This window comes from Bacillus cereus group sp. MYBK216-1 (assembly GCF_051916495.1).
Lineage (GTDB): Bacteria > Bacillota > Bacilli > Bacillales > Bacillaceae_G > Bacillus_A > Bacillus_A thuringiensis_K.
Genome location: NZ_JBQAGT010000005.1, coordinates 360,843 through 376,690, shown reverse-complemented (window position 1 = coordinate 376,690; position 15,848 = coordinate 360,843). Strand labels below are relative to the sequence as shown.

Below are 15,848 nucleotides of genomic sequence, written 5' to 3'. Positions count from 1 at the left end.
CATAAGCAGGGAATTTCGAAAACATAGCGAATATTTCATGGTACAACTACATATTTTTTTGATTTAAAGTGGTTTCGTTTGACCTTTATTGACCATAATTGTATTATAAGACTAAGAAAGCTTTAGAAGGAGGAAATAACAGATGAATTTAATTCCTACAGTAATTGAACAAACAAATCGTGGAGAACGCGCTTACGATATTTACTCTCGACTATTAAAAGACCGCATCATTATGCTTGGTAGTGCAATTGATGACAACGTAGCTAACTCAATCGTTTCCCAGCTTTTATTCTTGGAATCTCAAGATCCAGAAAAAGATATTCACATCTACATCAACAGCCCTGGTGGTTCTATCACAGCGGGTATGGCAATCTATGATACAATGCAGTTTATTAAACCACAAGTATCAACAATCTGTATCGGTATGGCAGCATCTATGGGTGCCTTCTTACTTGCAGCAGGTGAAAAAGGAAAACGTTATGCACTTCCAAACAGTGAAGTAATGATTCACCAACCACTTGGTGGAGCACAAGGTCAAGCGACTGAAATCGAAATCGCTGCAAAACGTATCCTATTCTTACGTGAAAAACTAAATCAAATTCTTGCTGACCGCACTGGTCAACCACTTGAAGTACTACAACGCGACACAGACCGCGACAACTTCATGACAGCAGAAAAAGCTTTAGAATACGGTTTAATCGATAAGATCTTTACAAATCGTTAATACTTAAAAGCGGAAGCGGCTCGTTCAGAATCGCAGGGTGTTGGAGCTTTTACATCCGAGGCGCTTTTTGCCTCGAATGTAAAAGCGAAACAACCGGAGATTCTAGCCGCTGGAGCTAGATAGATTTAAAGCGAAAGCGGCTCGTTTAGAATCGCAGGGCGATGGAGCCCCTTCATCCGAGGCGCTTTTTGCCTCGAATGAAGGGGCGAAGCGACCGGAGATTCTAGCCGCTGGAGCTGGATATAACTAAAAGTGGAAGCGCCCTATAATTGGGCGCTTCTTTTATATATTGTTCCCCGCTCACATACCCCATCCAGTATCCCTCTAAATATATCAACGATTTTTCAATTATATCGAACAAAACTTAAATTATATCAACGATTTTTTTAATATATCAACGGTTCGACACAACATATCGATTTACCGACAATCTACGACAAGGACAAACCACCTACATACCCCCTATCCCGAAAACTCCCTTTAAGTAAACCGCAAAAACAAAAAGCTATCGCATATACGCGATAGCTTCTTATTGTACATATGCAGCTAATGCTTCTAAAGCCTCTTCTGCATCTGAACCTTCTGTTGTAATTGTTATCATGCTTCCAGTTCCAATTGCTAAGCTCATAATCCCCATTATGCTCTTTGCATTTACTGTCTTTCCATCTTTCTCGATGAAGATATCTGCATGAAAGCGATTTGCCTCTTGTACAAACAACGCAGCCGGACGTGCTTGTAAACCGTTTTTTAATGAAACCCGAACTCTTTTTTGAACCACAGCTCCATTTCCCCTTTAACCTCTTATTTTTTTGCTACCGTTTCCCCCGCGCGTAATTTCTCTGCAATTTCATCGATTTTACGCAAACGATGATTAATACCCGACTTACTAATCTTCCCCCCGGATACCATCTCACCTAACTCTTTCAATGTTACATCTTGATAATCTCTTCGTAATTGCGCAATCTCTTGTAGTTTATCCGGCAATATATCAAGACCAACTGTCTCATCAATGTAACGAATATTTTCAATCTGCCTTAGTGCTGCACCAATTGTTTTATTTAAATTAGCTGTTTCGCAGTTCACTAAACGATTTACAGAATTACGCATATCACGTACGATTCGAATATCTTCAAATCTTAAAAGCGCATTATGAGCACCTATAATATTTAAAAACTCTGTAATTTTTTCTGCTTCTTTCAAATACGTAATGTACCCTTTTCTTCTTTCCAACGTCTTACTATTTAAATCAAATCCGTTCATCAGTTCACATATAGCATCATTATGTTCCTTATATAACGAAAAGATTTCTAAATGATAAGATGATGTTTCTGGGTTATTTACTGAACCACCTGCTAAAAATGCACCTCGTAAATACGATCGTTTACAACATTTCTTCTCAATCAATTCTTGTGATATATTTCGAATAAATGAAAAGTCATCTCGAACGATATGAAGATCAGCTAATATTTCACGAGACTTCTCAACAAGCCGCACAATGTATACATTATTTTTCTTCAATCGCATTTTTTTACGAACAAGTAATTCTACCGTCACGTCATATCCTTTTTTCAAAAGCGTATAAATCCTTCTTGCAATTGCCGCATTTTCCGTTTGAATATCGATAGATAGACGACGGTTTGAAAAAGAAAGCGACCCGTTCATTCGAAGCAACGCTGATAATTCTGCTTTCTCACAGCATTCCTTCATCTCAAGATTCGTCAACTCTTTCTTTGTTTCTGATGCAAATGACACAGTCAACACCTCCTTATACGATTATTGCGGAACAAAAATCTTGTCCTATATGAATGAGGAGCGCTACCTCAAACGAGGCAACGCATATTTATAACAATGAATATAAAATCGAAGCTAACTTTAACGTATCATGCCTTACAACATGATCATCATACTTCGCTAATCCCTCTTGAATAACATCAATATTATTTTCAACAAAACGTTCTTCATCCACTACAACTGGTGTAGACATTTCTTCATCATATAACTTACGTAATTCACAAGGAATCTCACGGTTATTTACAATTGCAGTATTAATAAATGGTTGCCCTAAATGATCGTGTAACGCCTGCACATGATCAAAAGCAGTATATCCCATCGTTTCACCCGCTTGTGTCATAACGTTACATACATATACCTTCTTCGCCTTTGCAGCAAGAACAGCGTCTCCAATTTTGTTAACAACTAAATTGGGTAATATACTCGTATACAAACTTCCTGGGCCGAAAACAAGTAAATCAGCTCGTTTAATCTCAGCCAACGTTTCATGCAATGGCTCTACATCTTCTGGAGTCAAAAAGACGCGATTAATCTTCTTTCCGTAATAAGGAATCTTTGATTCACCTGTTACAATTTCTCCATCTTCAAGTTCCGCATGAAGTACCGCACTTTGATTCGCTGCTGGTAATACACGTCCTCTGACATTTAATACTTTACTTGTTTCCGTAATCGCATGGAAAAAGTCTCCTGTAATCGAGGTCATACCTGCCAACAATAGATTTCCTAACGCATGACCTTTCAGTCCGTCTCCTGTTGTGAAACGGTGCTGAAATAAAGCTTCCACCAGTGGCTCTACATCCGATAACGCAACAAGTACGTTACGGATGTCACCTGGAGGTGGAATTTCTAGCTCATCACGTAATCTACCTGAACTGCCACCATCATCAGCAATTGTAACAACTGCTGTAATATCAACAGGATATTGCTTTAATCCTCTTAATAAAACAGAGAGTCCAGTTCCGCCTCCCATGATGACAATTTTAGGCTTTCTCTCTTTTTTCATCCCTTAATGGCCCTTTCTCTTCTCCACATCACGATGAGATACATGAACACTATACTCTGGTTTCAAATGTTTCCCAAGGTATTCTGTAAGCGTAACAGAACGATGCTGTCCACCTGTACATCCAATTGCAATTACAAGTTGACTTTTGCCTTCTCTTTTATAATGAGGCAGCATGAAAGTAATCAGATCCGTCAACTTCTCTAAAAACTTATGTGTCTCATTAAATTTCAGTACATAGGAAGAAACTTCTTCATCTAGTCCTGTTAATGGCTTCATATGTGGAATGTAATATGGATTTGGTAAAAAACGAACATCAAATACTAAATCTGCATCAATTGGAATACCGTACTTAAATCCAAATGACATAACATTTACACGGAATGCTTGCTCAGTTTCTGTTGAGAACAAGTGAACGATTTTTTCACGTAATTCTTTCGGTTTTAAATCCGATGTATCAAGCACAATATTCGCTCGTGCCTTCATATCTGTTAATAAATTGCGCTCAGCTTCGATTCCCTTTAACGGCAAACCAGTTGGTGCAAGTGGATGCGAACGTCTCGTTTCTTTATAACGAGTTACAAGCGTACTATCTTTCGCATCTAAAAATAAAATATGAGGAATAATCCATGTACGTTCTGATAAATCATCAAGTGCTCCCCATAAATGTTCGAAAAACTCGCGGCCACGTAAATCAATACCAAGTGCCACTTTATTCATTTTCCCTTTTGAATCCGCCATAAGCTCAATAAACTTTGGCAATAACATCGGTGGCAAATTATCTACACAAAAATATCCTAAATCTTCAAAACTTTGTAAAGCTACTGTTTTTCCAGCTCCAGACATTCCTGTAATAATTACCATTTTTATATCATTATTCTCTGTCATCGTATCCTCTCCTTGACGGTTTAACTCGGATCTAATCGATATGAAAGCAACTCAAAATCTGGGGTATATACAAATGTACCGTAGATTATGCCATTTCCTTTAATTAAATAATCAATAATGTGATAATCTCCTGGCGCCATTGCTAAATCATCAATTTTATCAAATGTATGCCAACCAATGATGCCTTCTTCGCTCTCTAGTTTGTTTTCTCCTGCAAAATCTGTCGCTAAAAAGGAGAACATCATCCATTCAGAAACAACTTTATCACCTTCTTGGATGACAAAGGTGAAGACCCCCTTTAACGCTGGGTTTTTCAAATAAATACCTGTTTCTTCACGATACTCGCGAACAACGGAATCTCTTACAGTCTCCCCACGCTCCATTTTCCCGCCTGGTGCAACCCACCAATTCCGGCGAGGTTTTTGGAGTAAGAGTACTTCATTATCTCTAATTAACACACAGTTTGTCACTCTTTGCATGTTTCTTCACCTCAGCTACTTGCAGTAAAATTCCTCACTGCATACTTATTTCATTATACTATCAAAAACAGTTTGCTACAACGAAGGAGCCAGTCCTCTTTCGCTAAGCATATGCTACTCAGCAATTTTAAAAAAGCTTTCTATAACAAGCAATGTAAATGCTTAGATTTTTAATGAATAGCATGAAAAATCCCCTTAACGATTTTTATCGTCAAGGGGATTAAAATCCTTATTTCTTACCGAAATAAGTAACAATCGCAAAGCCTAAAATAAAGGTAATAATTGAACTTATAATTGAAAATCCGCCAGTCGGAATCCCAGGGAATACAATTACAATCGAACCGATTACAAGTCCAATAATTGCCGCAAATGTCATACTTTTATAACGATCTAATAAAAAACTAATGCCTTTACTACTTACAACAAATCCAACCATAACACCAGCACCGATAACCACGATTAAAGGTAAGTTAAGTGTAGTTAAAGCGTTAATTGCTGTCGGATACACACCAATAATTAATAAAATAAACGATCCACTAATTCCAGGAAGCAGCATGGCCATACTAGCCATCCATCCTGCGAAAAATAAACCAATTGCATTTAAAATTGTTAAAGTCGTAATTGGATCTGCTGCCTTATCTGGTTTAAAGAAAGCTGTAATCGCAACAAGAATTGCTGCAACTATTAATAAAACGATGTGCTTACCTTTAAACGACGACTTTGCATCAGCTTCCCTCATTAGCATCGGTAATATACTAATAATTAAACCGAGGAAGAAAAATTGAGTCGGTTCATAATGATTTGCAAGTAAATATTTAATAACGTGACTTAACGTTAAAAATGCCGCTGCCACGCCAGCTGCAAGGGGAATTAAAAATCCTAAATGTTTTTTCCATTCACGACTAAAGAATCCACTAATTGCCGCAAGCAATTGTTCATAAATCCCTAACACAACAGCGATTGTACCGCCGCTCACACCAGGAATTAAATCACTAACGCCCATACAAAATCCACGATATATATTACGCCATTCCATACTGAATAAATTCCTCATTTCTTATAGTGATTTTTTCCGTAAAGTCCAGTATATCAATAAGAAAGCTTATAATCCTTATATTTTTTGACAAAACTTTGACATTTTCACACAAAAAAAGAAGAAAGCTCCTGTCGGTAGCTTTCTTCTCACAAGGTATATTATCCCTTATTTTTCTGATACAGTTTTTAATTCCTCTAATAATTCTTCTACGTAATGTTGTGCACTTTGCGCTGCAATACTACCGTCACCTGTTGCAGTTACAATTTGACGAAGCATTTTCTCACGAACATCACCAGCTGCGAAAATACCAGGGATTTTCGTTTCCATACGCTCGTTCGTTTCAAGGTAACCATTTTCATTTGTAATACCTAGTTCAACAAATGGTTTTGATAAAGGTAACATACCGATGTATACGAATACGCCATCAGTTTTGACTTCTTTCTCTTCTCCACTATTTACGTCCACAAGTGTTACACTTCCTACTTTACCACTTGCTTCGTTGATTTCTTTTATCGTGTGGTTCCAAATGAAATCTACTTTTTCGTTTTGGAAAGCACGGTCTTGTAAAATTTTCTGTGCACGAAGCGTGTCACGACGGTGAACGATCGTTACTTTTGATGCGAAGCGTGTTAAGAACACACCCTCTTCAACAGCAGAATCTCCGCCGCCAATTACGATAAGTTCTTTTCCTTTAAAGAATGCCCCGTCACATACTGCACAATATGATACACCGCGGCCGCCAAGTTCTGTTTCACCCGGTACACCAATTTTTTTATACTCTGCACCGCTTGCAACGATAATTGCACGTGCTTTATATTCTTTTTTACCAGCAATAATTGTTTTGTATTCCTTACCATCGATGACTTCTTTTACATCACCGTATGCATATTCGGCACCAAATTTCTTTGCATGCTCGAACATTTTATTTGATAAGTCTGGTCCTAAAATAGACTCATAACCTGGGTAGTTTTCTACATCTTCCGTGTTTGCCATTTGGCCACCTGGAATACCACGCTCAAGCATTAATGTGCTTAAATTTGCACGAGATGTATATACTGCAGCTGTCATACCAGCTGGTCCTGCACCAATAATAACGACATCATAAATTTTTTCTTCTGACACACTATTCACTCCTATCCATTCCTACACAATTAAGTTACCCTCATTATACTGTTAGCATCATTTTTTTCCCAATGATTTGCTTATCTTATGTGTGCGTACGCTTAACAGCTTGCACATACTTTCGGACAGTCGCTACAGATACATTATATACATCTCCAAGCTCCGACTGTGTCATTTTATTTCCTTGTTCGCCGCGTACAATGTATTCAATCGCAGCTGACCAGCCGTACACATTTGTAAATATGTCTCCAGATGTATATAAACGTATGAACGTACAAAACCAAAAGTGTAAACACTCTTCAATTAATTCATCATCTTTTTTCGTATAATTGTATAATGCATCCGCGATTCGTACGCACTGCTCAAATTGTTGTAAATCAGCTGGAATACTCTTATGACTATTAAGTAAAAAGAAGTACTTTGCAAGTTGCGACACGATGGGAACACCGTTCTTCGCTTGCGTTATATCAAAAAAGAATCCAACCTTCTCCGGCGTTGACAATTCATTCATTAAATATAAAGCTAGCATTTGTTCTTCTAGCGTCGCACTTTGCTGAAATGATTTTCGTAATTCTTCAAATAACACGTTTTGTCCTTCATCTGCTAAATTCAGCGCATTCCACGGTTCTTTTCCCTTTTTATCAGGATGCAATTCCACGACATGTTGCCACATTTTTTCAGCTAGTTGTTGATCTTTCACCATATACGCAGAATATGCAAACCAATAATAAAAACTAACGTCTCCCTCGTATCCTTGACGCTTTAATAGTTTGAACCATTTATATGCATGCTCGAAATAACCAATTGTTGCAAGTGTAGTTCCCAGTTTCAAACGATGTTCAAATGAAATTGGATATACTGAAACTAGCTGTCCCGCTAACGCTTCTACTTGTTTATGCTCTCCAATTGAATATAGAAAAATAAGCGTATTACAAAGCGCATGTATATTACCAGGATTTTTCTCTAAAATCATTTCTGTTAACTTCAGTGCTTTGTCTACATTACCAGATTGAAAATGTGCAATGGCTAAATTATTATGCCCTGACCAAAACTCCGGATAATCCTTAGTAACAATTTCTAATGTAGCAATTGCTTCTTCCAATTGTCCATTACGAATATAACGATTCGCTTCTTCCTGCATAACAATTAAATCATCTTCATCTTCAATCTCTTCCGCACCCATTGCTTCTTCTTCCATAATCTCAAGAAGTTCTAATGTATCTTCTACGAATTCCTTCTCTTTTGCAACTTCTAAATAACGATCTGCATATTTCTTCGCCTGTTGAAATAACCCCATATATGCATAATTATTTGCAATAAAATAATAGCACTGTTCAAGTTCTGGATTAGATCTAACTAACTTTAAGAAGATTTGATTTGATTCTTGATATTCACCAGCCTCAGATAATACTGTTGCTAATTGACATAGAATAAACGGCTCCTTCTCACTTTGTGCCGCTCTTCGAAAATATTTAATTGCATCTTGCAATTTTTGTCCTTTGTAAGCTCTCATCCCTTTTTTATAAAAGAAGTCCGCTAATTGATTAAAAGAGATAACTTGTCCGTTCTCCTTATATATCCTTTGATTTTTCCCCATATATCCTCCAGTTTTTTGTTTTCTTCGTTCACACATTCTTCTATCTATAAGTATAAACGATTCCGTAAAAAACAAAACAGTATATTATACTCAATTATTTCCTTTTTATTCATAAAAAAAGAGGAGAAATGTTACATTTTCACCATGAACCTTCTCTTGCGGTCATTTGCTCTTTCGTATAAATAATACGCATTGGATTTCCACCTACGAAAGCACCGCTCGGTACATCTCTATGAACAAGTGTGCCAGCTGAGACAGTCGCACCGTCTCCAATTTTCACACCTGGTAATATTGTTACATTCGCTCCAATCATTACTTCATTTCCAATGACGATTTCGCCAAGTCGATATTCACGAATTAAATATTCATGTGCTAAAAGCGTTGTGTTATAGCCAATAATCGAATTCTCTCCCACAGTTATCTTTTCTGGGAACATAATGTCCGGCATAACCATAAGTGCAAATGATGTTTTCTTTCCTACTTTCATCCGTAAAAAAGTACGGTACAACCAATTCTTCACAGATAAAAATGGCGTGTAACGCGCAATTTGGATAATAATAAAGTTTTTCATTACCTTCCAAAAAGACACTGTTTTATACACATTCCATAACGAATTTTCTCCTGAAACAGGATAGCGCGTTGTCCGTCGCACTTAGCTCGCTCCTCTACTAACTTACTTGGACCTTTATGAACGGTTCATATTAGACAAAATCGGTAGCAAATCACTCATTTTATCTAGCATAAAGTCCGGCTTGTAAGCCTCTAAATACGCTCTACCTTTCAACGTCCATGAAACCGCAGCTGTTTTCGTCCCCGCATTTTGACCACCGACAATATCATGATGATTATCCCCAACCATCAATGCCTCTTCTGGTTTTGCATCTAATAATTCAAGCGCTTTTTGAAGTGGCTCCGGATGTGGTTTCACATGCTCTACATCATCAATTGTCACGACAACATCAAAAAATTCATCAAGCTTTGACAACTGTAATCCCATCTCAACGGTTTGTCTCGCTTTCGTTGTAACAATACCAACTTTATAACCTTGCTTCTTCAACTCTTGAACTGTTTCATATACAGTTTCATATTCTTCTACTAATTCATCATGATGATCATGGTTAAATTGACGATAGCTAGTAATCATCTCTTCAACCTTACTTTCATCAATCTTGCTGAAAGTATCATGTAAAGATGGACCGATAAATGGCAACACATCTTCACGCTTATATTGATTTGGATAATATGTATGTAAAGTATGTAAAAAAGAAGAAATAATAAGTTCGTTTGTATTAATTAAAGTTCCATCTAAATCAAATAACACTGTATTTATTCTCATCGCCTTAGTCCTTTCGCCTTCCTGAATATGAAAGAAGCAGCATCTTATAATAAGATGCTACTTGTCTCTAATTTTCTAAATATCTTTTATCAGCTTGCCCCATTTTTCGTCTCACAATAATGAAAATAATAGAAATAACAACAAGTCCAATTGACATTACTTGTGCAATACGAAGTGGTCCTAGCATTAAACTATCTGTACGTAAGCCTTCTACGAAGAAGCGTCCTACTGAATACCAAATTAAATATGTGAAGAATAATTCCCCGCGACGTAAATTCACTTTTCTTAATGCAAGTAGTAAAATTACACCTACAAAATTCCATAATGATTCATATAAAAACGTCGGATGATAGTACACACCCTCAATATACATTTGATTAATAATGAAATCTGGTAAATGAAGACCTTCTAAAAACTGTCTCGTTACTTCATCACCATGCGCCTCTTGGTTCATAAAGTTTCCCCATCGGCCAATTGCTTGTCCTAGTAAAATACTTGGAGCAGCAATATCTGCTAACTTCCAGAATGAAAGTCCGCGTCGTTTCGCAAAAAGAATCCCTGTAATAACAGCCCCGATTAAACCACCATGAATCGCCAAACCACCTTGACGAATATTAATAATTTGACTCGGATTTTGTGCGTAGTATTCCCATTCAAAAATAACATAGTACATTCTCGCAAAAAGAATAGCGATCGGTACCGCAATTAATACAAGGTCAACAAATGTATCTTTTGGAATACCTAGCCTTTCTCCCTCGCGAGTTGCCAGCCAAAGACCTAATAGCACACCTGTACCAATAATAATCCCGTACCAATATACAGGAAACGGCCCAAGTTGGATAGCTACACGGTCAAGCTGTGGTACAGAAGCTAACAGCATATGTATATGACCTCCCTCTCCAAAGTTTACTCCTGATTTCCTAACTCAATTGCACTCATTAATCGTTCAGAGAACTGCTGTGCTGCATTAACTCCCATACGTTTTAAACGGAAGTTCATCGCTGCTACTTCAATAATAACAGCCAAGTTTCGACCAGGACGAACTGGAAGTGTAATCTTCGTAAGTTCTGTATCAATAATTTTCATCTTCTCTTCATCAAGACCTAAGCGATCGTAATTTTTCTTTTGATCCCAAATTTCAAGATTAATAACAAGTGTAATACGCTTATAATTTCGTACTGCCCCTGCACCGAATAACGTCATAACGTTAATAATACCTAGACCACGAATTTCTAATAAATGCTCGATTAAATCTGGTGAGCTTCCTACTAATGTGTCTTCATCTTCTTGGCGAATTTCTACACTATCATCAGCAACAAGGCGGTGGCCACGCTTTACAAGCTCAAGAGCTGTCTCACTTTTACCAACACCACTTTGACCTGTAATTAAAACACCAACACCGTAAATATCTACTAATACACCATGAACAGCAGTTGTTGGTGCTAACTTACCTTCTAAATAATTGGTTAAACGACTTGATAATCTCGTCGTCGTTTGAGAAGAACGTAATAAAGGCATGCCTGATTCACGTGATGCTTGTAATAACTCATCTGGTACATCTTGATTACGAGTTATAATAATACATGGCGTCTCCTCAGTACAAAGCGCTTTCATTCTCTCTTGTTTTTGCTCTGTTGTTAACGTATCAAAGAACGTAAGCTCCGTTTTACCAAGAAGCTGCACACGATCTGCTGGATAGTATGTAAAAAATCCTGCCATTTCAATTCCAGGTCGTGATAAATCACTTGTATCAATCGGACGATGAATGCCTTCTTCACCACTGATTAACTCCAATTGAAATTGTTCAATTAAATCTTTTGTCCTTACTTTCGGCATATGTATAAACCTCCACTCCGCTGCGGGTTCAGTCTCGTTTGATGTGAAATTCCATTCTATCGGATATTGTACCATTTTTTTCTGGAAACAAGAAATACGGTTTCTAATAAATAGAAAAAAACATTTCATACGAATAATGAAATGTTTTTCTTTTTGTCACTTTCTCTTTTTTTCATATAGAGGTTCAACAATTGCCTTTTCAATTATCATATTAAAAATTGAAATACAAATTGCCGCAACAATCGCTACACCAAATCCTGATATATTAAAAGCATCTCCTAATAATGAATCTGCTATTTTTAACGTAATCGCATTAATAACAATTAAGAAGAACCCGAAAGTTACAACCGTAATTGGTAACGTAATTAAAATTAAAAACGGTTTTACGAACACATTTAAAACAGCCAAAATAATACTCGCAATAATTGCAGTTTGTATATTTGCTACGTAAAATGCATCTGGTGCAATCCCTTTTAAAAGTCCCGATACAGCGATTAACACAACGCTATTTACAAGAAGTGATACAATCCATCTCATTTCGTTACACATCCTTTTAACCATATATATTTCATCATACGCTAATAGATAATAAACGCAAGTATCATACAAATACTTATATCAACTTATTCTACTCTTCATGCTTGTATACCTACTAACACTTCCTCGCAAAATAAGGACCACACCACCTATTTTCATGAGTTTTTACAAAGGTCCAAGTGAAATCTTTATCTACAATATAGATATCGCCTTTATACGCATCGTCTGTCTCACACAATATATCATCCATATGTAACAAACTCGCATCCTTTATTAACAGTACTTCATCACAGTGTTGGTAGAAAACATAGCACTCCTTTTTCGCTTCATTATGAAACGCTCTCTCTGCTTCTGTTCCTTCTAAACACTTCTTTTTCTCATAACTAAATATGTGCCATAGATAACCACATGCATACCTATCTCCATAAAGAAAAATATCTTCTTTTTCTTCATCACTTAAATGATTTGCAAAGTGATCCTCCCAGCGCTTGCGAAAATATATACCCCAACTTTGAAATTCTCTTACCTTCATATTTTTCTTCCTTAACATCTCTAAAAACTCCATCTTCTCCCCCTATACAATAAAAAACCGAGCGTCATTTCCACTCGGTTTTCATCAATAAACTTATTGCGATAACTCTACTTCTTTTATTTTCTCTTTCATTCTTGCTTTATCACGATTTAAGATCTCTTTTAAATACTTACCTGTGTACGAGCGCTCTTCTTTCACTACTTGCTCTGGCGTTCCAGAAGCAACGATTTGTCCACCTTTATCTCCGCCCTCTGGTCCAAGATCAACGATATAATCAGCTGTTTTAATTACATCTAGATTATGTTCAATTACAAGTACAGTTTCACCGCTCTCAACAAGACGTTGCAGCACTTCTAAAAGACGTGCAATATCATGCGCATGCAAACCAGTCGTTGGCTCATCTAAAATGTATAACGTACGACCTGTAGAACGACGGTGTAATTCAGAAGCTAATTTCACACGCTGTGCTTCCCCACCAGATAATGTTGTTGCTGGTTGACCTAATTTCATATAACCAAGCCCAACATCTACAAGCGTTTGAAGTTTACGCTTAATTTTAGGAATATTGGCGAAGAATTCTACTCCATCTTCAATTGTCATCCCTAACACTTCAGAAATATTCTTATCTTTATATTTCACTTCTAACGTTTCACGATTATATCGTTTACCGTGACAAACTTCACACGGAACGTATACGTCTGGTAAGAAGTGCATTTCAATTTTAATAATTCCATCACCACGGCACGCTTCACAACGGCCACCTTTTACGTTAAAACTGAAACGTCCTTTTTGATATCCGCGCACTTTCGCTTCATTCGTTTGTGCAAACACATCACGAATATCATCGAATACACCTGTGTACGTCGCTGGATTAGAACGTGGTGTACGACCAATTGGCGATTGATCAATATCAATTACTTTATCTAAATGTTCAAGACCTCTAATCTCTTTATGAGTACCTGGCTTCGCTTTCGCTTTATATAGCTTTTGCGCTAACGATTTATATAGTACTTCATTAATCATCGTACTTTTACCAGAACCAGATACCCCTGTTACCGCTACAAACGTACCGAGTGGAAATGACATCTTCGCATTCTTTAAGTTATTCTCTTTTGCGCCGACAATCTCCACTTTACGTCCGTCACCTTTACGTCTTTCAAGTGGAACCGGAATAAACTCTTTACCGCTTAAATACTTCCCTGTTAATGAATTCTCATCTTGCATCACTTCAGCTGGTGTACCTGCTGATACGACTTGTCCACCGTGAATACCTGCGCCAGGCCCGATATCAAGTAAATAGTCAGCTGCCATCATCGTATCTTCATCATGCTCAACAACAATTAACGTATTACCTAAATCACGCATTTCTTGCAATGTACGAATAAGACGATCGTTATCACGCTGGTGTAAACCGATAGAAGGCTCATCAAGAATGTAAAGCACGCCAGTAAGACGAGAACCAATTTGCGTCGCTAAACGAATACGCTGCGCCTCACCACCTGATAATGTTCCGGCGGCACGACTTAACGTTAAATAATCTAAACCGACGTTTACTAAGAACCCAACGCGCTCCTGAATTTCTCTTAAAATTAAATGAGCAATTTTTTGTTGTTTCTCCGTTAACTCCACATTTGAGAAGAATTCCTGTACTTCTTGAACGGAATACTTCGTTACATCAGCAATCGTTTTTCCACCAACGAAAACAGCTAAACTCTCAGGTTTTAAACGTCCACCTTTACACTTCGGACAAGCTTGTTCTGCCATATACTTTTCCATTTGCTCACGAATGTAATCAGAACTCGTTTCGCGATAACGACGTTCAATATTTGGAATAACACCTTCAAATAAAATCTCATTTTCCTTTACTTGACCAAATTCATTTACATAGCGGAAATAAACTTTCTCTTCACCGCTTCCGTACAACACTTTATCAAATAAATCTTTCGGTATATCTTTCACAGGCACATCCATATCAACGCCGTAGTGATTACATACAGATTGTAAAAGTTGTGGATAGTATTGTGAACTTGTCGGTTCCCAAGGTGCAATCGCATGTTCATTTAATGATAAATCCCAGTTCGGGATAACAAGCTCTAAATCGACCTCTAGCTTTGAACCAAGTCCATCACAAGAAGGACATGCTCCGAACGGACTGTTGAATGAGAACATACGCGGCTCTAATTCTCCGATTGAAAAACCACAATGCGGACAAGCATGATGTTCACTAAATAGAAGTTCCTCTTCTCCCATTACATCAATTAACACTCGGCCTCCGCCAAGCTTTAATGCACTTTCAAGTGAATCAGCAAGACGGCTTGCGATTCCTTCTTTTACAACAATACGGTCAATTACAACTTCAATGGAATGCTTTTTATTTTTATCTAACATAATCTCTTCAGATACATCAAGCATTTCACCATCAACACGTACACGAACATATCCTTGCTTCTTAATATCTTCAAGTACTTTCACATGTGCACCTTTACGCCCAGACACGATAGGAGCTAACACTTGTAATTTCGTACGTTCAGGATATTCAAGAACACGGTCTACCATCTGCTCTACTGTTTGTGATGTAATTTCAATCCCATGATTTGGACAAATCGGCGTACCAATTCGCGCAAATAATAAACGTAAATAATCATAAATCTCCGTTACCGTTCCGACAGTTGAACGTGGATTACGACTCGTTGTTTTTTGATCGATTGAAATCGCTGGTGACAATCCTTCAATCGTGTCCACATCCGGCTTATCCATTTGTCCTAAAAACTGGCGCGCATACGCAGATAATGACTCTACGTATCTGCGCTGCCCTTCTGCATAAATCGTATCAAATGCTAATGATGATTTCCCCGAACCAGACAATCCCGTTACAACGACAAGCTGATTTCTCGGAATGGTTACATCAATATTTTTTAAGTTATGTGCTCTGGCACCTTTTACAACGATAAAATCCTTGCTCTTACTCAC

16 protein-coding genes are annotated in these 15,848 nt (G+C 37.5%); 1 reads left to right on the top strand and 15 read right to left on the bottom strand.

All coding sequences use genetic code 11. The annotated features are described in order from the left end of the window. Nucleotides 1-142 precede the first annotated feature (142 nt). A complete protein-coding gene (gene clpP / locus ACTFRH_RS20085) occupies nt 143-724 on the top strand; it encodes an ATP-dependent Clp endopeptidase proteolytic subunit ClpP (RefSeq protein ID WP_001049162.1) in 582 nt (193 codons plus the stop codon). Nucleotides 725-1,253: 529 nt separating this feature from the next. Here the strand turns inward: clpP and ACTFRH_RS20080 are convergent. The 15 genes from ACTFRH_RS20080 to uvrA form a co-directional block, all read right to left on the bottom strand. Next, nucleotides 1,254-1,502, bottom strand: a complete 249-nt coding sequence (locus ACTFRH_RS20080; RefSeq protein ID WP_000250310.1) for an HPr family phosphocarrier protein — start codon at nt 1,500-1,502, stop codon at nt 1,254-1,256. Nucleotides 1,503-1,525: 23 nt separating this feature from the next. Further along, nucleotides 1,526-2,476 carry a DNA-binding protein WhiA gene (whiA, locus tag ACTFRH_RS20075; RefSeq protein WP_000006560.1) on the bottom strand — a complete coding sequence of 317 codons (951 nt, stop codon included), beginning with the start codon at nt 2,474-2,476 and terminating at the stop codon, nt 1,526-1,528. Between the two features lie 88 nt (nt 2,477-2,564). Continuing rightward, nucleotides 2,565-3,518, bottom strand: a complete 954-nt coding sequence (locus ACTFRH_RS20070) for a gluconeogenesis factor YvcK family protein (protein WP_000712186.1) — start codon at nt 3,516-3,518, stop codon at nt 2,565-2,567. Between the two features lie 3 nt (nt 3,519-3,521). Beyond that, complete coding sequence (rapZ, locus tag ACTFRH_RS20065; protein ID WP_000138459.1) at nt 3,522-4,403, bottom strand: RNase adapter RapZ; 882 nt, start codon at nt 4,401-4,403, stop codon at nt 3,522-3,524. Nucleotides 4,404-4,423: 20 nt separating this feature from the next. Further along, nucleotides 4,424-4,882 carry an NUDIX hydrolase gene (locus ACTFRH_RS20060; protein WP_001190080.1) on the bottom strand — a complete coding sequence of 153 codons (459 nt, stop codon included), beginning with the start codon at nt 4,880-4,882 and terminating at the stop codon, nt 4,424-4,426. Between the two features lie 229 nt (nt 4,883-5,111). Continuing rightward, nucleotides 5,112-5,918, bottom strand: coding sequence for a DUF368 domain-containing protein (locus ACTFRH_RS20055; protein WP_000455196.1), 807 nt, complete (start codon nt 5,916-5,918; stop codon nt 5,112-5,114). 165 nt (nt 5,919-6,083) lie between these two features. Beyond that, a complete protein-coding gene (gene trxB, locus ACTFRH_RS20050) occupies nt 6,084-7,040 on the bottom strand; it encodes a thioredoxin-disulfide reductase (RefSeq protein ID WP_001288078.1) in 957 nt (318 codons plus the stop codon). An 85-nt stretch (nt 7,041-7,125) separates the two neighbouring features. Further along, nucleotides 7,126-8,637 (bottom strand): tetratricopeptide repeat protein, encoded by a 1,512-nt coding sequence (locus tag ACTFRH_RS20045; RefSeq protein ID WP_000517724.1) that lies wholly within the window; start codon nt 8,635-8,637, stop codon nt 7,126-7,128. Nucleotides 8,638-8,776: 139 nt separating this feature from the next. Beyond that, complete coding sequence (locus tag ACTFRH_RS20040) at nt 8,777-9,289, bottom strand: acyltransferase (protein ID WP_001255070.1); 513 nt, start codon at nt 9,287-9,289, stop codon at nt 8,777-8,779. Nucleotides 9,290-9,322: 33 nt separating this feature from the next. After that, nucleotides 9,323-9,973 (bottom strand): pyrophosphatase PpaX, encoded by a 651-nt coding sequence (gene ppaX, locus ACTFRH_RS20035; RefSeq protein ID WP_033703200.1) that lies wholly within the window; start codon nt 9,971-9,973, stop codon nt 9,323-9,325. A gap of 67 nt (nt 9,974-10,040) precedes the next feature. Beyond that, nucleotides 10,041-10,853 carry a prolipoprotein diacylglyceryl transferase gene (lgt, locus tag ACTFRH_RS20030; protein WP_000922847.1) on the bottom strand — a complete coding sequence of 271 codons (813 nt, stop codon included), beginning with the start codon at nt 10,851-10,853 and terminating at the stop codon, nt 10,041-10,043. A gap of 26 nt (nt 10,854-10,879) precedes the next feature. Further along, nucleotides 10,880-11,809: an HPr(Ser) kinase/phosphatase gene (hprK, locus tag ACTFRH_RS20025; protein WP_001127251.1), complete on the bottom strand. Its 930-nt coding sequence runs from the start codon at nt 11,807-11,809 to the stop codon at nt 10,880-10,882. Between the two features lie 156 nt (nt 11,810-11,965). Then, nucleotides 11,966-12,346 carry a phage holin family protein gene (locus ACTFRH_RS20020; RefSeq protein WP_001267308.1) on the bottom strand — a complete coding sequence of 127 codons (381 nt, stop codon included), beginning with the start codon at nt 12,344-12,346 and terminating at the stop codon, nt 11,966-11,968. A gap of 115 nt (nt 12,347-12,461) precedes the next feature. Continuing rightward, complete coding sequence (locus ACTFRH_RS20015) at nt 12,462-12,911, bottom strand: DUF4275 family protein (RefSeq protein ID WP_000394732.1); 450 nt, start codon at nt 12,909-12,911, stop codon at nt 12,462-12,464. Between the two features lie 60 nt (nt 12,912-12,971). After that, nucleotides 12,972-15,848: an excinuclease ABC subunit UvrA gene (gene uvrA, locus ACTFRH_RS20010; RefSeq protein ID WP_000045585.1), complete on the bottom strand. Its 2,877-nt coding sequence runs from the start codon at nt 15,846-15,848 to the stop codon at nt 12,972-12,974.